Here is a 19,659-nt window from a genome sequence, read left to right as displayed (position 1 = left end):
CTCGGGATCTTTCCAGTTGCGGAAAGCGCTCAAGGAGACCTATTCACGGCTTAGCTATCCATCTTGAGCGCTGAGATAAACGCCTCCTGCGGGATGTCCACTTTCCCGAACTGGCGCATCTTTTTCTTACCCGCCTTCTGCTTGTCCAGAAGCTTCCGCTTCCGGGTGGCGTCGCCGCCGTAGCATTTGGCGGTCACGTCCTTGCGCAAGGCTGACAGCGTCTCCCGTGCGATGACCTTGCCGCCGATGGCGGCCTGGATCGGGATCTTGAACATGTGGCGGGGGATGAGATCCTTGAGTTTCTCGCACATGGCGCGGCCGCGGGCCTCGGCCCGGTCGCGGTGGACCATCATCGACAGCGCGTCGACGGGTTCGTCGTTCACCAGCACCTGCATCTTGACGAGGTTGTCCTCGCGATAGCCCACAAGCTGGTAGTCGAAGCTGGCATAGCCCTTGGTCACGGATTTCAGCCGGTCGTAGAAATCGAAGACCACCTCGTTCAGCGGCAGATCATAGACGACCATGGCGCGCTGCCCGGCATAGGTGAGGTCGAGCTGGATGCCGCGCCGGTCCTGGCAGAGTTTGAGCACGTCGCCGAGGAATTCGTCCGGCACGAGGATGGTCGCCTTGATCCGCGGCTCCTCCACGTGGTCGACATAGGTGAGGTCGGGCATGTCGGCGGGGTTGTGCAACTCCGTCATGGTGCCGTCTTTCATGTAGAGATGATAGACGACGGAGGGCGCGGTGGTGATCAGGTCGATATCGTATTCCCGCTCGATCCGGTCGCGGATCACCTCGAGGTGCAGAAGCCCGAGGAAGCCGCAGCGGAAGCCGAAGCCGAGGGCGGCCGAGGTCTCCATCTCGTAGGAGAAGGAGGCGTCGTTGAGGGCGAGTTTCTCGATCGCGGTGCGCAGATCCTCGAATTCGGAGCTGTCGACGGGGAACAGGCCGCAGAAGACCACCGGCTGCGAGGGCTTGAAGCCCGGGAGCGGTGTCTCGGTGCCCTTTTTCTCGTGGGTGATGGTGTCGCCGACGCGGGTGTCGCGGACCTGCTTGATCGAGGCTGTGAGAAAGCCGATCTCGCCGGGGCCAAGTTCGTCCACCGTGGTCATCGGCGGGCGGAAGACGCCGATCCGGTCGACGCCATAGCGCGCGCCGGTGCCCATCATGCGGATCTGGTCGCCCTTGCGCAACACGCCGTCCATGATGCGGACAAGCACGACAACGCCCAGATAGCTGTCATACCAGCTGTCGACGAGCATCGCCTTGAGCGGGGCGTCGCGGTCGCCCTTGGGGGGCGGCAGGTGGGCGACGATGGCCTCGAGCGTTTCGCGGATGCCGACGCCGGTCTTGGCCGAGACGCGGATCGCCCCGGAGGCATCGATGCCAATCACATCCTCGATCTGTTCGGCAACGCGGTCGCAATCCGAGGCGGGCAGGTCGATCTTGTTGAGGATCGGCACGATCTCGTGGTCGGCATCGATGGCCTGGTAGACGTTGGCCAGTGTCTGCGCCTCGACCCCTTGGGTCGAATCGACGACGAGGAGAGAGCCTTCGACCGCGCGCATGGACCGCGAGACCTCGTAGGCGAAATCGACGTGGCCGGGCGTGTCGATCAGGTTGAGCACGTATGTCTGGCCGTCGAGCGCCTCGTAGTCGATGCGCACGGTGTTGGCCTTGATCGTGATGCCCCTCTCGCGCTCAATATCCATGGCGTCGAGAAGCTGCTCTTTCATGTCCCGCTCGGCCACCGTGTTGGTGGACTGGATGAGCCGGTCGGCGAGCGTGGATTTTCCGTGGTCGATATGCGCGACGATGGAAAAATTGCGTATGTGCGAGAGGTCTGTCATGGCCGTGATATGAGGCGGAAACCCCCGCTGGTCAATGGGCTGCGATGCGGGCCTTGCACGGGGCGGGATGTATACATATTTCATGAATTGAATATGAATGGAGGCCGCGATGGCGGGTGTGAAACTGACATGTCTGGAATGCGGGCAGGTGAACCGCGTGCCACAGGAGAAACTGGACGCGGGCCCGAAATGCGGGACCTGCGGCGGCAAGCTGATCGGCGGCAAGGCGGTCGATGTCGATGCAGCGACGCTTGCCAAGGCGGCGAAGTCGGATGACCTGCCGCTGGTCGTGGATTTCTGGGCGCCGTGGTGCGGACCCTGCCGGATGATGGCGCCGGAATATTCCAAGGCGGCGGATGCGCTGGCCGGCAAGGCGCGGCTTGTGAAGCTGAACACCGAGGCGCATCAGGCGGCGGGCGCGAAATACGGCATCCGCGGAATTCCAACGATGGTGAAGTTCGAGAAGGGCCGCGAGGTCAAGCGCCAGTCAGGGGCGATGCCGGCGGCCCAGATCGTAAACTGGATCGGGGTCTAGAAACGCAAAACGGCCGCCCCTCGGGGCGGCCGTTTCCTGTCCGTGATCGCGATCGATCAGGCCAGGGCGATATTCGTCGCGCTTTCGCGGCCGTCACGGCCGGCTTCGACGTCGTAGGTGACCTTCTGGTCATCGGCGAGGCCGGTCAGGCCGGCGCGCTCGACAGCGGAGATGTGCACGAACACGTCCTTGCCGCCAGTTTCAGGAGCGACAAAGCCGAAGCCTTTGGTGGCGTTGAACCATTTCACTGTGCCTTTGGCCATGTGAATATTCCTTCAAATATATGCCACCCGCGGAAATGCGGCAGCCCGGCGTGTCACGTCTGGATCGAGGACTGTGAGCCGGTGAAGGATAACAGGGTTGTCGATAGAGAAGTTCGTTCGCAAGGCGGCGTATGACAGGTGCCAGGTGTTCTGGCAAGGTAAATCGGGGTCAGGGTCTTTCCCACCGCATCGTCGCAACCCCGGGTTTGCCGTCGAAGATCACTTCTGCCGACAGGACGAGTTGTGATTCCTCGTGCCGAATGTCTCGGAAAATCGTCCTGCCGGACCAGTCCGGATCGGTCGCGGCATCCACCGTATGGTGGACCCGGCCTGCGTCGCATGTCCAGGTGCCGGTATAGGAGAAATAGGCCGTGTCAGGCCCCGAGGCGGGAGGATGGCCCGGTGCGTGGCGGTCGGGATCCCAAAGATGCGCCGCCATCCGTCCATCCGGTTCGTAGAACAGGCGGCCGTCGCAATTCGGGCCATAGGGACGGGACCGGGTCCCGTCCGCAAAGGCAGTTTCCATGGCAACCAGACGCCAGACCCCGACAAGGCCGGGGGCCTCTCTCACCGGCTGAACTTCTTGAACTTGACCCGCTTTGGCTCCAGCGCGTCGGCGCCGAGGCGGCGTTTCTTGTCTTCCTCGTAATCCTCGAAATTGCCTTCGAACCATTCCACGTGGGCCTCGCCCTCGAAGGCGAGGATATGTGTGCAGATGCGATCGAGGAAGAACCGGTCGTGAGAGATGACGACGGCGCAACCCGCGAAATCGACGAGCGCATCCTCGAGGGCGCGCAGCGTTTCGACGTCGAGGTCGTTGGTCGGTTCGTCGAGTAGAAGGACATTGCCGCCGGATTTCAACAGCTTGGCCATGTGGACCCGGTTGCGTTCACCGCCCGACAGAAGGCCCACCTTCTTTTGCTGATCGCCGCCCTTGAAGTTGAAGGCGCCGCAATAGGCGCGGGAATTGATCTCGGCATCGCCCAGTTTGATCAGCTCGGCCCCGCCGGAGATTTCCTCCCAGACGGTGGCGTCGGGATTGAGTGCGTCGCGGGACTGGTCGACATAGGAGAGCTGGACCGTGTCGCCGTACTCGACCGTGCCGGCATCGGGCTCGGCCTTGCCGGTCAGCATCGAGAACAGCGTCGATTTGCCTGCGCCGTTGGGCCCGATCACGCCGACGATGCCACCGGGCGGGAGCGAAAAGGACAGGTTCTCGATCAGGAGCTTGTCGCCCATGGCCTTTTGCAGGCCCTCGACCTCGATCACCTTGCCCCCGAGACGCGGCCCGTTTGGGATGATGATCTGGGCGCGGCCGACCTTTTCGCGTTCGGACTGGCCGGCCAGTTCCTCGTAGGCCTGGATCCGGGCCTTGGACTTGGCCTGACGGGCCTTGGCGCCCTGCCGCATCCATTCGAGTTCGCGTTGCAGCGTCTTCTGCTTGGCCTTGTCTTCGCGCGATTCCTGTTCCAGCCGTTTGGCCTTTTGTTCCAGCCAGCTGGAATAATTGCCCTCGTAGGGAATGCCGCGGCCGCGATCGAGCTCGAGGATCCAGCCTGTGATATCATCGAGGAAATACCGGTCGTGCGTGACGACAAGGATCGTGCCCTTGTACTCGATCAGGTGATTCTGCAGCCAGGCGATCGTTTCGGCGTCGAGGTGGTTCGTCGGTTCGTCGAGGAGCAGCATGTCCGGCGCCTCGAGCAGCAGTTTGCACAGTGCGACACGCCGGCGTTCACCGCCCGAAAGCGTGGCAGGGCTGGCGTCGTCGGGCGGGCAGCGCAGTGCCTCCATCGCGACGTCGATCTGGGCGTCGAGGTCCCAGAGGTTCTGGGCATCGATCTCGTCCTGCAACTGGGCCATCTCGTCGGCGGTCTCGTCAGAGTAATTCATCGCCAGTTCGTTGAACCGATCCAGTTTGGCCTTTTTCTCGGCCACGCCGTCCATGACGTTTTCCCGCACGGTTCTGTCATCGTCGAGAACCGGTTCCTGCGGCAGGTAGCCCACGCGGGCGCCTTCGGCGGCCCAGGCCTCGCCGGTGAAATCCTTGTCGATCCCGGCCATGATCCGCAGCAGCGACGATTTACCGGCGCCGTTGACGCCGACGACACCGATCTTGACGCCGGGCAGGAAGTTCAGGCGGATGTTCTCGAAGACCTTCTTGCCGCCGGGATAGGTCTTGGAAACGCCATCCATGAAATAGACGAACTGGTTGCTGGCCATCGGGTCCTCGTGCGGTCTGGGGTGAAACGAGACCCCTCATACCGGGCTAGGAGGCGCCGTGCAATCGCAGAGCCGGACCGCGTTGGCGTCCCGGGGGAAGTGGTCTCGATCCGGACTGCGGCAACCTGAACTGAGCCGGATCGTGCCGGATGAGAAACTTGCGGAAGACATCGGCGCTGATCGCGGGTGACAACCAGAAGCCCTGAAGCTGGTCGCAGCCGGCAAGAGCCAGCCATTCGGCGCTTTCGCGGGTTTCGACCCCCTCGCCAACGAGGCCGAGGCCCAGATCGTTGCACAATTCGGCAATTGCCAGGACGATCTTGTGGCTCGTCTCATCTTCGAAGATGCGGCGCACGAGGCTGCGATCGATCTTTATGCCGGAAATCGGCAGTTCCGCGAGGTGGGCGAGCCCCGCGTGACCGGTGCCGAAGTCGTCGAGTTCAATGCGGAACCCTGCACTGTGCAGTTTACGGATCGTCTGCATGATCGGATTTTCAGAGAGGCCGTTGCTCAGCACGACGGTTTCGAGGATCTCGATCACGATCCTGCCCGGCGCAATTTCGTAGTCGCGGCATTTGCGATTGAGCCGAGGCAGGAAATCGGGATCGGCCAGCAATTGCGGTGAGGCGTTGAAGGCAAGTTGGATATCGGGCCGACCGTCCGTGGCAAGATCATGGCCCAGTGAAAACAGGGAATCGATGGCGGCATAGTCAAGTTCGGCCATCAGGCCGTTCTCGACCGCGAGGTCGAGGAACCGATCGGGCGTCAGCCGGCCTTCTGTCGGATGCTGCCATCGGACAAGGGTTTCGATGCCCGAAATACTGCCTGTCGCCACGTCGAGTTTGGGTTGGAATTCGAATTCCAGATCGCCTTCCTCGATCTCGTTGCGCAGGTGGCGGCCAAGGCGATTGGCCCTTTCATGTCTGCTCCGGACGGCATCGTCGTAGATGACAGCGCGGCCGCGACCATTCCGTTTGGCCTGATAGAGCGCGTAATCCGAACGGATCAGCACGGTGTCGGGTTCCGTATCGCAGGATTCGAACAGGGCCCCTCCGATGCTGACCGAGGTCGGGATGAATCTTCCCTGCCAATAGATGCCGGTGCTGATGTTGCGGTAAAATTGTTCCGCGATTTCCTTGAGCGGTTCGATATCTGACAGGCCTTCGATCACGATGATGAATTCGTCGCCACCCGGTCTGGCGACGATGGTCCCGTCACCGGCCTGCGAGGCCAGCACGTCTGCCACATGGCACAGCACGGCATCGCCGGCCACATGGCCATGGGTGTCGTTGATCTGCTTGAAAAGGTCGACATCGACCTGAAGGACGGCCGCGTTGACGAGTTCGCCGTCAGCGACCCGTCTTGTCAGGGCAGAGAGGCATTCCATCAGCGCCCAGCGGTTCGCGAGATTGGTAAGCGAATCGCGCGTCGCGGCAAGATCGAGTTCCGCCCGCGCCTTTTGCAGCGCCTCCTGCGCATCGATCTGGCGGGTGATGTCACGACACACGAGCACGACGAAGGGTTTGTCGTCTTCCTGTTCGTGGAACGAGAGGCTGATCTGGTTCCAGAAGAGCGATCCATCCTTGCGGATGTTGCGATAGACGTGAAGTTCGCGCCATTGGGGATCGGCCGGATCGAAGCGATATGTTGCGATCTCTGCTGGCGAAGGACGATCTTCGGGCGGAAGGGCATAGGTCAGGGGGTTCCTGTCGAGGATTTCCTGCAGGGTGTAGCCATGCATTGCAAGGTAGGGGTCGTTTGCCCAAAGAACCCGGCCGGTCATCGACAGCAGGACAATCCCGTCGCTGGTGTTGTTGATGATCAGGCCCAGTTCCTCGTTCGTGCGGTTCGCCTCGCTGAGCTGTTCGAGAATCGAACCGACGTATCTGCGCCAGACCACGGCCCCCGCGAAGGCGAGGCCAAGCACTGCCGTCATGAACACATATTCCGGGGCGATGCTGGGAAACACCTGAGCCCTCTCGTAACACTCGGAAACCACAATCAAGCTATGAGTATGCGGTCTCGGTTTCCGGTCCGTAAACGATATTCTGCGCATTCGGCCTTTTCGCCGTCAGACAAGTGGCCTAGGTTTCGCGTAATCGATTTAGGGAGGATGAGATGGGCTATGAAGCCGCGAGTGACCGGTATGAGAAGATGGTGTATCGTCGGTGTGGCAAGTCCGGCCTTCAGCTGCCGGCCGTCAGCCTTGGCCTTTGGCACAACTTCGGCCACGATTTTCCGCATCAGACAAAGCGTGACATCTGCCTGACGGCGTTCGACCACGGGATCACGCATTTCGATCTGGCGAACAACTACGGCCCCCCGCCGGGCAGCGCCGAGCACGCCTTCGGATCGATCCTGAAGGAAGATCTGTCGCCGTATCGGGACGAGTTGATCATTTCGTCCAAGGCCGGCTACCTGATGTGGCCGGGGCCCTATGGTGAATGGGGCAGCCGGAAATACCTGATCGCCTCGTGTGATCAGAGCCTCAAGCGGATGGGGCTCGACTATGTCGACATCTTCTATTCGCACCGCTTCGATCCGGACACGCCGCTGGAAGAAACCATGGGCGCGCTGGATTACATCGTGCGGTCCGGCCGGGCACTTTATGCCGGGATTTCGTCCTACAACAGCGAACGCACCCGCGAAGCCGCGGCAATCCTGAAGGATCTGGGCACGCCCTGCGTGATCCATCAGCCCAGCTACAACATGCTCAACCGCTGGGTCGAACGCGACGGGCTGAAGGAGACACTGAAGGAACTGGGTATCGGGTCGATCGCCTTCACGCCGCTGGCGCAGGGCATGCTGACTAAGAAATACCTCGGCGGGATTCCCGACGATAGCCGGGCGGCACAGGGCAAGAGCCTCGACAAGAAGATGCTGGATTCCCGCATCGTGGAAAACCTGAAGAAACTCAACGAGATCGCGGAAGGACGAGGGCAGACTCTGGCACAGATGGCGATCGCCTGGGTGCTGCGCGATGGGGGGATCACGACGGCGCTGATCGGCGCGTCGCGGCCCGAGCAGGTGGTCGATTGCGCGGGTGCGGTGAACAACCTCGAGTTCAGCAAGGCCGAACTGGCCGAGATCGACAAATACGCCAACGAGGAAGAGATCAACCTCTGGGCGGCGTCTGCCGAACTGGACTGATCACCGCGATCGAAGAGCTTTGCAAAAGATGAACTGCCCCCTTCCGGCGGGCACAAGAGGCGAGACATGATCCGAAATCCCATATTGCCCGGCTTCAATGCCGATCCGTCCTTCATCCGGGTGGAGGACACCTATTACATCGCGACCTCGACCTTCGAATGGTATCCGGGCGTGCAGATCCACGCATCAAAGGACCTCGTGAACTGGGATCTGGTGGCGCGGCCGCTGAATCGGGCGGCGCTTCTGGATATGCGAGGCAATCCCGACAGTTGCGGGATCTGGGCGCCCTGCCTGAGCCATGCTGATGGCAAGTTCTGGCTTGTCTACACGGATGTGAAACGGCTCGATGGCGCGTTCAAGGACGCGCATAACTACATCACCTGCTGCGAGACGATCGACGGGGAATGGTCGGATCCGTGGTATGTGAATTCGAGCGGGTTCGATCCGTCGCTGTTTCATGACGACGACGGGCGGAAATGGTTCGTCAACATGCAGTGGAACCACCGCGGCCCCGGCACTGGGGGCAATCCGGCAAGTGCCAGTTTCGACGGGATTCTGTGTCAGGAATGGTCGCCGGACGACGGCCTGCTGGGCGAGCCCGTCAACATCTGGCCCGGCACGGATCGGGGCCTGACCGAGGCGCCGCATCTGTTCAAGCGCGAGGGGTGGTATTACCTTACCACCGCCGAGGGCGGGACGGGCTATGATCATGCAGTCTCGCTCGCGCGGTCTCGCAATGTGCTGGGGCCCTACGAGACCCATCCCAACAAGCATGTGATCTGTGCCGCGGGAAGCAATTCGCCGATCCAGCGGACAGGCCACGGGCAATATGTCGAGACGCGCGAAGGCGAGGGGTTCCACACCTTCCTGATGGGGCGGCCGCAATCCGGGCCGCATGGGCTTTTCTGTGCGACGGGACGCGAGACCGGGATCGAGAGGGTCGTCTGGCGCGATGGCTGGATGTATCTTGAGGCCGGTGGCATGACCGCGCGCGAAGAGGTGGAGCCGCCCATCGGCGTGACAGCCACCCGGCGCGAGCGCGGACCGGTCGAGTCGCGGTTCGACGCAGGATTACCGCAGGATTTCCAGTGGTTGCGGACACCGGAGCCAGATCGGATTTTCCGGGTCGGCGATGGCGCGCTGACTTTGATCGGGCGGGAAAGCATCGGGAGCTACTTCGAACAGGCACTGGTCGCGCGGCGACAGGAAGACCCGTCCTATGTCGCTGAAACCGCCGTCGATATTGCACCGGTGACCTATCAGCAGGCCGCGGGGCTTACGACCTATTACAACAGGCACAAGTTCCACGCGCTCCTGATCAGCCATGAGCCGGGGATCGGGCGGGCGCTGACGATCATGTCCTGCCCCGGCGACTGGCCCGATTGCGCGCTGAGCTATCCAGCCGAGCCCATGGCTCTGCCAGAGGGTGAGATCGAGATGCGGGTCGAGGTGGATCTGGCGACGCAGCAGTTCTTCTGGCGCACGGCGGGCGGCGATTGGCAGCCCTTCGGGCCGGCGCTCGACGCAAGCGTCATCTCGGACGAAGGCGGACGGGGGGAGCATGCCTCGTTCACCGGGGCCTTTGTCGGCATGGTCGCGATGGATACGTCTGGCATGGCCCGCGAAGCAAGGTTCACGCGGTTCCGCTATGAGCCGCGGCCATGATCAGCGAACTCTGTATCCACGATCTGGACAGTGGAGAGACGCGGGTGATCCTGCGTCATGAGGGGCATATCGAGGCACCGAACTGGCATCCGGATGGCTGGCTTCTGATCAACGGAGGCGGGCGCCTGTTTCGCGTGCCGCTGGACGCGCCGGAACTGATCGCGCTCGACACCGGCTTTGCGCAACGCTGCAACAACGATCACGGGATATCGCCGGAAGGCACGCGGATCGTGATCTCTGACAGCAGCCGGACAGAGAAATCCTGCATCTATCTTCTGCCCGTGACCGGCGGAGAGCCGGAGCGGGTGACGCCCCAAGTTCCGTCGTGGTGGCACGGTTGGTCGCCGGATGGTGCGCGGCTTGCCTATGCGGGCGCGCGCGATGGCGGGCCCGTCCTGCTTCATACCTGTGCGCTTGACGGAACGGACGAGCGCTGTCTGACGCCGGGCTTCGACCATGTCGACGGCCCGGATTACAGCGCTGACGGCAACTGGGTCTGGTTCAACGGGGAGCGGAACGGGTCAGTCGACCTGTGGCGTGTCCACCCTGATGGGACGGGGATGGAACGCATGACGCAGGGCGACAGCGTGGATTGGTTCCCGCATCCCTCGCCCGATGGCGCGTCTGTGGTCTATCTGGCCTATCCGCCGGGCACGCAAGGCCATCCCGGCGGGCTCGATGTCGGGTTGCGGCTGATGCCGCAGGACGGCGGCGAGAGCCGGGAGCTGTGCCGTCTGCATGGTGGGCAAGGCACGATCAATGTGCCTTCTTGGTCGCCCGACAGCCGGGCGTTCGCCTTCATGCGCTATGGCTGAGGCCCTCGACAGAGGGGCCGGTCGCGGATAGGGCGAACGGATGCGCAGCGATTTCCCACGGGCCCGACGGGGCGAGACGATCGGATTGCTGGGCGGATCCTTCGATCCGCCGCATGCGGGGCATGTCCATATCTCGAAGGCGGCGCTGAAGCGGTTCCGGCTGGACAGGGTCTGGTGGATCGTGAGCCCGGGAAACCCACTCAAGGATCGCGGACCGGCACCGTTGGCGCAAAGGATGGCGGCCGCGCGCGCCTTGATCGGTCATCCGCGGATCGAGGTCACGGATATCGAGGCGCGTCTGGGCACCCGCTATACCGCTGACACGATCCGGGCGGTCACGAAGCTGTTTCCGCATGTGCGGTTCGTCTGGCTGATGGGGGCCGACAACCTTGCACAGTTCCACCTGTGGCAGGATTGGGAGGAGATCCTCCATTCCGTCCCGATGGGTGTTCTGGCGCGACCGGGTGAACGAATGCCCGCGCGCCTGTCGCGAACCGCCCGGATCCATGGGGCGGCGCGGCTTCCGTCGAAGGCGTCGGCGCTTCTGGGGCGGAGCGATGCGCCGAAATGGTGTTTCGTAAACCTGCCGCTGAGCCCCGAGAGTTCGACCGCGATCCGCGAAAGCGGCGGCTGGAAGTCGCATGACTGACGTAGGTATCTTTTTCTTGTGAGTTCGGCGGGATAGGTTTCGGGTGATGGGTGCGGATTTTTCGAATCGACTGACACGGCGTGCGCTTCTGGCGCAGGGGTTCGCCGCATTCGCGACGGCAGCGGCGGCTGAGGCGCCACTGACGACGTTGCGCCCCGAGGCCCGGCCCGGCGCGGAGCCGCCCGGACGGCCCGGCAAGCGCCTGCGGGCACGGCCAAGCCCCGAGGAATTCGTCACCGATGCGCGGCTGGGCGGCAATGTGGCCTATGTCGTGGCAGATGCGCGGACGGGTCAGATCCTGCAATCGCGCCAAGCCGATGTGCCGCTGCCACCCGCCAGCGTCGCCAAGTCGCTGACCGCGCTTTATGCCCTTGATGCGCTGGGTGCGGATCATCGGTTCCGCACGCGGATACTTGTCACGGAGCCCGTTGTTGACGGCATCACCGAGGGTGACCTGATCCTCGCGGGGGGCGGGGATCCTGTGCTGGATACCGATGGTCTGGCTGATCTGGCTATCCGGCTGCGCGAGACGGGCCTGCGCGAGGTGCGGGGGCGGTTTCTGGTCTGGGGCGGTGCGCTGCCCGAGCTGCGCGAGATCGATCCGGGGCAACTGGCGCATCTGGGCTATAACCCTGCCGTTTCCGGGCTGAACCTGAATTTCAATCGTGTCCATTTCCAATGGACGCCGCAGGGCGGCGGCTATGCCGTCACGATGGATGCGCGCAGTGCAAGCCTTCGGCCCGAGGTGCGGGTGGCGCGGATGCGGGTCGAGGACCGGAGCGTGCCTGTCTACACTTACGAGGACGGGGGCGATTTCGACAGCTGGACAGTGGCGCGCGGCGCGCTGGGCGGGGCCGGATCACGATGGCTGCCGGTCCGGCGGCCCGAGCTTTACGCGGGCGAGGTGTTCCGCGTGCTTGCCCGATCCAACGGGATCGTGCTGGAGGCGCCCGAGCGCGGCGACGCGGAGCCGGGCGGACAGGAGATCGCGGGTCTCGACAGCCCGCCCCTGACCGAGATCGTCGAGGGAATGCTGCTCTATTCCACGAACCTTACGGCCGAGGTTCTGGGTCTTGCCGCCAGCCGGAAGCGGGGTGTCCAGCCTGCCTCTCTGGCCGCGTCGGCCGCGATCATGAGCGATTGGCTGGCCGTCCGCTTCGGTGCCGAGGCGCTGATCGTGGATCATTCGGGTCTGGGCGGCGCGTCCCGGATATCGGCAGCCGATCTGGTGAAGATCCTGACAGTAGCCGGCACCGAGCCGAGGCTGAAACCGCTTCTGAGAAACATCACTTTGCGGGATGTCGAGGGGCGTCCGCTGGAAGACCCGCCCGCGCAAGTGCTGGCCAAGACGGGTACGCTGAATTTCGTGAGCTGCCTTTCGGGATACCTGGCCGCCAGCGGGGGCAGGGACCTTGCCTTCACGATCCTGACGGCCAATCTGGACCTGCGCGAAGAGGCGCGCGACAGCGCCGATGAGATCCCGCCCGGGGCATCGGCGTGGAATGGAAGATCACGGCGCATGCAGCAAAGGATGCTGCAATACTGGGGCACGTTCGGTCCGGCCCGCGACGATCCGGCAGAGCGACAATCCACGAGCGGTGCCGGAAACCCGTCGCTTGCGGATGTCAGCCAGTAGGGATCACATGGTCATGTGACGCGCGCGCGCGCCGCGTTCGATGGCCGCGGCATGAAGCCGGTCGATGTTCAGTTCGTACCTGATCTCTTCGAGCATGCGGGCTTCGGTTTCGCCGATCATGCCGTCGGCCGCGCAGACATCGCAGGACAGAGCGTAAGCGGTTTCATTCAGGCGTTCGGGCAAGGCCTCGCGGATCAGACCGAACAGGGCGTCGAGACCCTCCTCCTGATCGAAGAGGCTAAAGACCAGTTCGCTCATCCGCGAGATATGCGAGGCGTCATAATCCCCGAAGACCGGGAGGTTGTTCACGATATTGGTGATCTTGACCAGTTCCGAGGTGCGGATATCGGCATCCGCGGCAGAGACGGCGATCATCAGGGCGACCAGCGAATCCTGGGCGGACAGGGGGGTTGTGTCGTTCATCTGATCTCCGTTCATTGTCTGTGTCGGGTGTAGGAACACAGCCGCGAGGCTGCAACGAAATTCGTCAGGCTCCGGCAATCAGCGCCTGCGCGGCCCGTTTGATTGACCTCGCGGCTGCGCTGCACTAGGACCCGCTGCGGGCTACGCCGCCCCGAAACAGGCGCCTATTTCCGGAGAAAGACGATGTCCGACCTGCGCGACGCCGCTATGAAATCCAAGGCCTGGCCCTTTCAGGAGGCCATGGCGCTGGTCAAACGCTATGAAAAGGCGCCTCCGGAAAAAGGATATGTCCTGTTCGAGACGGGCTATGGCCCCTCGGGCCTGCCGCATATCGGAACCTTTGGCGAGGTCTTGCGCACCACGATGATCCGTCGCGCCTTCGAGGTGATCTCGGACATCCCGACAAAGCTCGTCTGTTTTTCCGATGACCTTGACGGAATGCGCAAGGTGCCGGGCAACGTGCCCAACCGGGAAGAGCTGGCAGAGCATCTTCACAAGCCGTTGACGAGCGTGCCCGATCCCTTTGGTACGCACGAGAGTTTCGGACATCACAACAACGCGATGCTGCGCCGGTTCCTTGATACGTTCGGGTTCCAATACGATTTTATTTCGGCCCGGGACTTTTACCGTGAGGGCCGGTTCGACGAGGTGCTGCTGCGCGCCGCCGAACGCTATGACGACATCATGAAGGTGATGCTGAAATCGCTGCGCGAAGAGCGGCAGGGAACCTATTCGATCTTTCTGCCGATCCATCCCGAGACGGGCCGCGTGCTGTATGTTCCGATGAAGCATGTGGATGCCCGCGAAGGGACCGTCACCTTCGATGACGAGGACGGCCGCGAATGGACGTTGCCGGTCACGGGCGGCAACGTGAAGCTGCAATGGAAGCCCGATTTCGGTGCGCGCTGGGCCGCGCTCGGCGTCGATTTCGAGATGTATGGCAAGGAACACGCCACAAACACGGCGATCTATGACCGGATCTGCGAGATCCTTGGCGGCAGGAAGCCCAACCACTTTTCCTACGAGCTTTTCCTCGATGAGAACGGGCAGAAGATCTCGAAATCCTCGGGCAATGGGATCTCGATCGACGAATGGCTGACCTATGCCTCGACGGAATCGCTGAGCTATTTCATGTATCTCAAGCCGCAGACGGCCAAGCGGCTCTACTTCGATGTCATCCCCAAGATGGTGGACGAGTATCACCAGCAGTTGCGCGCCTATGCCACGCAGGACGATGCGGCGCGGCTGGCCAACCCGGTGTTCCATATCCACGGGCACAACGTGCCGGCCTCGGACATGGTGGTGCCCTTCGCGATGCTTCTGAACCTTGCGTCGGTTTCGGGGGCTGAGCACAAGGAGGCGCTTTGGGGCTTCATCCGGCGCTATGCGCCCGACGCGGCGCCCGAGACCCATCCGGGGCTGGATGCGGCGGCCGGCCATGCGGTGCGCTATTTCCAGGATTTCGTGAAGCCGCAGCGCGTGTTCCGGGCGCCCGACGCAAAGGAGCGCGCCGCGATGGAGGACCTTGTGCGTGCGTTGCGTGACGGGGATGCGGCGCTTGACCTGATCGCGCGCAAGAACGCGGCGGCGGGCAAGCCGGATGAAGCGCTGCCCGAGGTGGACTGGCACAGCGACGAGTTCCTGCAATCGGTGGTCTTCGCCGTGGGCAAGGTCCATGGCTTCGAGCCGCTGCGCGACTGGTTCAAGGCGCTCTACGAAGTGCTTCTGGGTGCGTCCGAGGGGCCGCGCTTCGGCGGGTTCATCGCGCTGTATGGCATGGACGAGACGGTGGCCCTGATCGAGCGGGGATTGACCGGGGAGCTCGCCGCCTGATTTGAAATTCCGGCGCCGCGCGCCAGATCGTGATGGGACCCAAACCGCATCCCGGAGGTTCCCATGGCGATCAGATTTGCACTTCTGGCCCTTTTCCTGGCACTGGCCGCGCCTGCACAGGCCCAGGACAGGGCCGCGATCGAAGAGACGATTACCGCGCAACTTGATGCGTTCAACGCGCGCGACGTGCCCAGCGCATGGGAATACGCAAGTCCCATGATCCAGTCGATGTTTGGGAATTCGCAGAATTTCGGGATGATGGTTCAACAGGGCTATCCCATGGTCTGGACGAATTCCGATGCACGGTTTCTTGAACTGCGCGAGGTTGGCGGCAGGCTTTGGCAGAAGGTGATGATCCGCGACAGCCAAGGCGTGGCCCATATCCTCGACTACCAGATGGTCGAGACGGAAAACGGCTGGCAGATCAACGGTGTGCAGGTCCTGCCCGCGCCTGAAATGGGGGTCTGATCCCGCGCCTCGCGGACCCGGTTTCCGGGTCTTGCAGAGTGTTGCGTGGGCGCTGTGTCTTGCGCCCGGCGTCCAAAGCCATCGTTCATGAAGGCTCAATAGCTCTCTGATCCCAGACCGGGATCCGCGCCCCTGCGCGCTCCGGCTGTGTTGAACCGGGATTGAGAGGGCGAGCGATGAACAAAGCGATTACCGACGGTCTGGTGCTGATGCCACCGCCGTTCGTCGACGGGTTGGGCCTGTGGTCAAGCGGCGACGGAACGCCGGGATCGGACACCTATGCAGGCTCTGGCAGTGGCGTCTTCGTATCGGCCGATCAGGATTTCGGCGGGAGCCTCGAGATCCTGAAGGCCGAGAGCCAGCAGAAACTGCGCTACATGGGAGAGACCCCGATCCTGCCGGGATGCTATCTGCGGGTCACGGCGCGGGTGAAGGCGATGGCCGGTCCTTTGCCGCTTGTGCAGATTGCCGGCTGGCCGGCGCAGGCGAATTCGACCGAGCTGACAGGCGTCACCGTCGCGGGACCGGCGGTTCAGCTTGATACATATGGCGAGGTCGTCGAGGTCAGCGCGATCATCGGAACGGGTCATCGCGGCGGGGTCGATATGGTCTGGACAGAGGCCGCCTATGGCCATCTGGGGCTTGATCTGACAGGGCCGAACGGTGGTGTCGTGCGGGTCGATGATATCATCATCGAAGATGTCACCAGCGTGTTCCTGCGCGATATCATCGGGCTTGTCGACGTGCGCGACTATGGTGCCGTGGGCGATGGCGTGACGAATGATGCAGCGGCCTTCGAAGCCGCGGATGCCGCCGCGAACGGGCGCGAGGTTCTGGTGTCGGCAGGTGTCTACTACCTTGCCAACAGCGTCACCTTTCAAAGCCAGGTTCGGTTCGAAGGCACGGTGATCGTGGAGGGGGATCGCGAGTTCATCCTTCAGCGCAACTTTGATTTCCAGACCTACCTCGACGCCTTCGGCAACGAGGAACAGGCGTTTCGCAAGGCGTTCCAGGCGCTGTTGAATTTCTCGGACCACGAATCTCTGGACCTTGGGGGGCGCCGGATCGGTTTGTCCGCTCCGATGGACATGCAGGCCGCAGTGCCCGACCGAACCACATTCGCAACCCGGCGGGTCATTCGCAACGGGCAGTTCCAACCCATCGATGGCCCGGCATGGAACCCGGACGAAGTGACCAGTCAGGCCACTTACAGCGAGGCCGCCGCCGAACAGCTGACCAACGTCGTCAATATTGCCAATATCCAGGTGGGCAGCCTCGTGACGGGGACGGGCGTAGGTCGCGAAGTCTATGTGCGGGAGGTGAATGTGGGGGCGCAGAGCCTGACTCTGAGCCAACCACTTTACGATGCCGAAGGAACGCAGACGTTCACCTTTACGCGATTCAAGTATCTGCTGGATTTCTCGGGTTTCGTCGATCTGAGCCAGTTCATCATCTCGGACGTGGATTTTCAGTGCAACGGGCAAGCCAGCGGCATCATCCTCGCGCGGCAAGGCCTGACCTTCCATCTGCGCGATTGCTTTATCATCAAGCCCCGGGACCGGGGGATCACCTCGCCCGGTTCAGGGTGTCAGGGGATGATGATCGACCGGTGCCAGTTCCTGTCGAACGAACAGCCCGAACTGGTGCAAAATCGTCGGACGATCGGCTTCAACTGCAACGCCAACGACGTCAAGATTCGTGACAATCGCGCGGTGATGTTCAAGCATTGGGGGGTCATCGCCGGGTCGGGCATTTTGATCACCGGGAACCACTGGTTCCAGGGCGATACTGCGACAGATGGCCTTCGGACGGCGGGGATCGTCTTTACCTTTCCTAACATCAAGTCGGGGATCACCGGCAATTACATCGACAATAATTTCATTGAATGGACAAACGAACATGATGCCAGCCCCGAGCTTGGCAATCAGTTCTCGTTCGGGGGACTCACGATCACGGGCAACTTCTTTACCGCCAATGATGTGGGTCCATGGTTCAACTGGCTCGTGATGAAGCCCTACGGGCCCGGCCATTTCATCCATGGGCTTGCGGTGGTGGGCAACGTGTTCCGCACGCTTAACGGCAGTATCGACCGGATCGAGGCAGTAGACACGACCTTTGCGGATCTGGAATTCAACCGGATGCGGAACATCACTTTCTCGGGCAATGTCTTTCATGGCGTCAACGAGGAGGTGCGCAATCCGATCAGCCTGACGCACACGCAGTCGACGGCTGATCGGGTGTGGGTTGTCGATGCGGATCTGGTCTTGCCGTTCCGGGGGTGGGCACGGACGATCGAATCTGTCGTGCCGGTCGATGCAATCAGCGATACAGGAGGAGACCCCGTCTATGATGCGCCCTGGGTCGATCCTGAATTCGGCGATGATCGCCGCCAGTTCCGGGTGATCTTCCGCAATGATGTCACCGGAACGGTGAGGGTCAGCGTGCGGATGGACAATCCCCTCTGACGGGACCTTGCTCCGTCGAGCAGATCAAAGGGCGCGCCGGGTCGCGCCCTTTTTGATGGTCTTGCGGCGGGATAATCCGATGTTGTCCTTGCCCGTAGGGCGTGGTTGCGTGTTGAATGCCCGCACGGGGCGACCAAGACGTTCCGGACAAGGAGAGAGGAGTTTGTAATGTGCCATGCCTGCATTATCGAAGGCGCCCGGCGTGAAATGCTCTCTCGTCGGAACCTGTTCAAGGGAGCCGCTGCCCTCGGTGCGGCGAGCGTCGCGGCTGGGCTGTCGTCCGCGGCACCGCTGCTGGCGCAATCCGCCGGCTCTGTCGTCGATCTGACCCACGCCTATGACGAGACCTTTCCGACATTCGGCGGCGCTCCGGGCATCGCCTATGAACGGGCCGTCAGGATCGAGGAATCCGGATACCAGCTCTATCGGCTCACGATCGATGAGCATACCGGCACGCATGTTGACGCGCCGCTGCATTTCTCGGCAGATGGCATGTCGGTCGACGAGATCCCGCCGCAGAGCCTTGTCTGTCCGCTTTGCGTGATCGACATCACGCTGAGGGCGGCAGAAGAGGCCAATACGATGGTGCTGCCCGACGATATCGAGAAATGGGTATCTGCACACGGCGACGTGCCGGCAGGCGCCTGCATCGCGATGCATTCGGGCTGGGCCGCCAAGGTAAACGAACCCGAATACCGAAGCCGCCCCGACGGCAGTTTCGCCTTTCCCGGCTTCTCGAAGGCGGCAACGGACCTGCTGGCCGAGATGGATGTGGCGGCGATCGCCGTCGATACCCTGTCGCTCGATCCCGGCAATTCAGCGGATTTCGCGGTGCATTATTCATGGTTGCCCGGCGGGCGCTACGGGATCGAGAACTTGGCCGGTCTGGCCGATGTTCCGGCGGCAGGGGCCACGGTGTTCGTCGGCGCGCCCAAGCACAAACGTGGCACTGGCGGGCCGGCGCGGATCATGGCGATTTTCTGAACTGGCCCGCAAGGAGTAGATGACATGCGTCAGGCGGCGATCGGGTTTGGGGCCTTTGCTCTGGGATTGGCAGCCGTCGCACCGGTCGCGGCGCAGGAAAGATGCCCCGCCCCCGCCGATCGCGGGAAGCCCATCGCGGTCCAGTTCCAAAGCGGGCTGGTCGAAGTGCATCGCACCGAGGATGGACTGGTCTGGACGATTGATGCCTTCGAGGCGGGACAGCTGATCTACAGGCTCCAGGTGGCGCATGGCACCCATTTGCTGAACTATGTCGAATTGGCCGACGGCATGCCGCTCGAGGACAGCCGTGTCACCTATGATTATGGGCTGCCCATTCCCGACATGCCTGTGCCTAGCCCGTCAGGGCGCTGGCAGGTGGCTGTCGACGTGACGGACCCGTCAGGCGTGTTTCCCGAGGGCCAGATGCAGGCCTATGGTGCCGTGACGGATGTGACGATCGGGACCTGCACCTATGACATGATCCCCGTGCTGATCGCCTATGAGACGGATGATTATTATGTCGAGCAGATCAATTATCTGCCTCAGCTGGGAATAGGATACCTCGTCGACAGCCAGACCGCCAATGATCCCGGCGGTCCGATCCCGGCCAGCGCCATCTGGCTGGCCGACTGAGGCGGAGCCTTGCACGAGGCGCAACCCGGGAATGCCGGGATGGGCCTTGCTGCGGTGCAGCGTAAGC

General features: G+C 62.5%; 17 protein-coding genes. 11 read left to right on the top strand and 6 right to left on the bottom strand.

Going from position 1 to position 19,659, the window contains the following annotated elements:
* Positions 1–50: 50 nt before the first annotated feature.
* The gene (lepA, locus tag EP376_RS07240; RefSeq protein WP_127654905.1) at positions 51–1,850 is read right to left on the bottom strand and encodes a translation elongation factor 4; all 1,800 of its coding nucleotides are present in this window, start codon (positions 1,848–1,850) and stop codon (positions 51–53) included.
* Between the two features lie 109 nt (positions 1,851–1,959).
* Between lepA and trxC the strand changes: the two genes are divergently transcribed.
* Entirely contained in the window at positions 1,960–2,385 is a 426-nt protein-coding gene (gene trxC, locus EP376_RS07235) for a thioredoxin TrxC (protein ID WP_127654904.1), read from the top strand.
* A gap of 56 nt (positions 2,386–2,441) precedes the next feature.
* On the opposite strand, the gene EP376_RS07230 is transcribed toward trxC, so the two are convergent.
* The 4 genes from EP376_RS07230 to EP376_RS07215 form a co-directional block, all read right to left on the bottom strand.
* Positions 2,442–2,648 carry a cold-shock protein gene (locus EP376_RS07230; protein WP_127654903.1) on the bottom strand — a complete coding sequence of 69 codons (207 nt, stop codon included), beginning with the start codon at positions 2,646–2,648 and terminating at the stop codon, positions 2,442–2,444.
* Between the two features lie 169 nt (positions 2,649–2,817).
* Positions 2,818–3,219, bottom strand: coding sequence for a lipocalin-like domain-containing protein (locus EP376_RS07225; protein ID WP_164744885.1), 402 nt, complete (start codon positions 3,217–3,219; stop codon positions 2,818–2,820).
* Positions 3,216–4,871 (bottom strand): energy-dependent translational throttle protein EttA, encoded by a 1,656-nt coding sequence (ettA, locus tag EP376_RS07220; protein WP_127654901.1) that lies wholly within the window; start codon positions 4,869–4,871, stop codon positions 3,216–3,218. The genes EP376_RS07225 and ettA overlap by 4 nt, the downstream gene beginning before the upstream one ends.
* A gap of 46 nt (positions 4,872–4,917) precedes the next feature.
* Positions 4,918–6,840, bottom strand: a complete 1,923-nt coding sequence (locus EP376_RS07215) for a putative bifunctional diguanylate cyclase/phosphodiesterase (RefSeq protein ID WP_164744884.1) — start codon at positions 6,838–6,840, stop codon at positions 4,918–4,920.
* 149 nt (positions 6,841–6,989) lie between these two features.
* On the opposite strand from EP376_RS07215, the gene mgrA reads away from it, so the two are divergent.
* The 5 genes from mgrA (at position 6,990) to dacB (ending at position 12,786) form a co-directional block, all read left to right on the top strand.
* Positions 6,990–8,021, top strand: coding sequence for an L-glyceraldehyde 3-phosphate reductase (gene mgrA / locus EP376_RS07210; RefSeq protein ID WP_127654899.1), 1,032 nt, complete (start codon positions 6,990–6,992; stop codon positions 8,019–8,021).
* A gap of 66 nt (positions 8,022–8,087) precedes the next feature.
* Positions 8,088–9,686 carry a glycoside hydrolase family 43 protein gene (locus EP376_RS07205; protein WP_127654898.1) on the top strand — a complete coding sequence of 533 codons (1,599 nt, stop codon included), beginning with the start codon at positions 8,088–8,090 and terminating at the stop codon, positions 9,684–9,686.
* Complete coding sequence (locus EP376_RS07200) at positions 9,683–10,501, top strand: TolB family protein (protein ID WP_127654897.1); 819 nt, start codon at positions 9,683–9,685, stop codon at positions 10,499–10,501. The genes EP376_RS07205 and EP376_RS07200 overlap by 4 nt, the downstream gene beginning before the upstream one ends.
* Positions 10,502–10,541: 40 nt before the next feature.
* On the top strand, positions 10,542–11,150 hold the full coding sequence (locus EP376_RS07195) for a nicotinate-nucleotide adenylyltransferase (protein WP_127654896.1): 609 nt from the start codon (positions 10,542–10,544) through the stop codon (positions 11,148–11,150).
* Between the two features lie 46 nt (positions 11,151–11,196).
* The gene (dacB, locus tag EP376_RS07190) at positions 11,197–12,786 is read left to right on the top strand and encodes a D-alanyl-D-alanine carboxypeptidase/D-alanyl-D-alanine endopeptidase (protein WP_127654895.1); all 1,590 of its coding nucleotides are present in this window, start codon (positions 11,197–11,199) and stop codon (positions 12,784–12,786) included.
* Positions 12,787–12,789: 3 nt separating this feature from the next.
* On the opposite strand, the gene EP376_RS07185 is transcribed toward dacB, so the two are convergent.
* Positions 12,790–13,209, bottom strand: a complete 420-nt coding sequence (locus tag EP376_RS07185) for a tellurite resistance TerB family protein (RefSeq protein ID WP_127654894.1) — start codon at positions 13,207–13,209, stop codon at positions 12,790–12,792.
* Between the two features lie 183 nt (positions 13,210–13,392).
* Here EP376_RS07185 and EP376_RS07180 point away from each other — a divergent pair, with 183 nt between their 5' ends.
* The 5 genes from EP376_RS07180 to EP376_RS07160 all read left to right on the top strand — a co-directional run bounded on the left by EP376_RS07180 (position 13,393) and on the right by EP376_RS07160 (position 19,592).
* Positions 13,393–15,042 carry a lysine--tRNA ligase gene (locus tag EP376_RS07180; protein WP_127654893.1) on the top strand — a complete coding sequence of 550 codons (1,650 nt, stop codon included), beginning with the start codon at positions 13,393–13,395 and terminating at the stop codon, positions 15,040–15,042.
* Between the two features lie 63 nt (positions 15,043–15,105).
* Positions 15,106–15,510 carry a DUF4864 domain-containing protein gene (locus EP376_RS07175; protein ID WP_127654892.1) on the top strand — a complete coding sequence of 135 codons (405 nt, stop codon included), beginning with the start codon at positions 15,106–15,108 and terminating at the stop codon, positions 15,508–15,510.
* Between the two features lie 176 nt (positions 15,511–15,686).
* Complete coding sequence (locus tag EP376_RS07170; protein WP_127654891.1) at positions 15,687–17,975, top strand: glycosyl hydrolase family 28-related protein; 2,289 nt, start codon at positions 15,687–15,689, stop codon at positions 17,973–17,975.
* 168 nt (positions 17,976–18,143) lie between these two features.
* Positions 18,144–18,959, top strand: a complete 816-nt coding sequence (locus EP376_RS07165; protein ID WP_127654890.1) for a cyclase family protein — start codon at positions 18,144–18,146, stop codon at positions 18,957–18,959.
* A gap of 24 nt (positions 18,960–18,983) precedes the next feature.
* Complete coding sequence (locus EP376_RS07160) at positions 18,984–19,592, top strand: hypothetical protein (RefSeq protein WP_127654889.1); 609 nt, start codon at positions 18,984–18,986, stop codon at positions 19,590–19,592.
* The last annotated feature ends 67 nt before the right edge of the window (positions 19,593–19,659 follow it).

This window comes from Alexandriicola marinus (assembly GCF_004000435.1).
GTDB lineage: Bacteria > Pseudomonadota > Alphaproteobacteria > Rhodobacterales > Rhodobacteraceae > Alexandriicola > Alexandriicola marinus.
The sequence above is the reverse complement of the archived record's forward strand: the minus strand, read 5'-3'. Positions and strand labels throughout refer to the sequence as shown.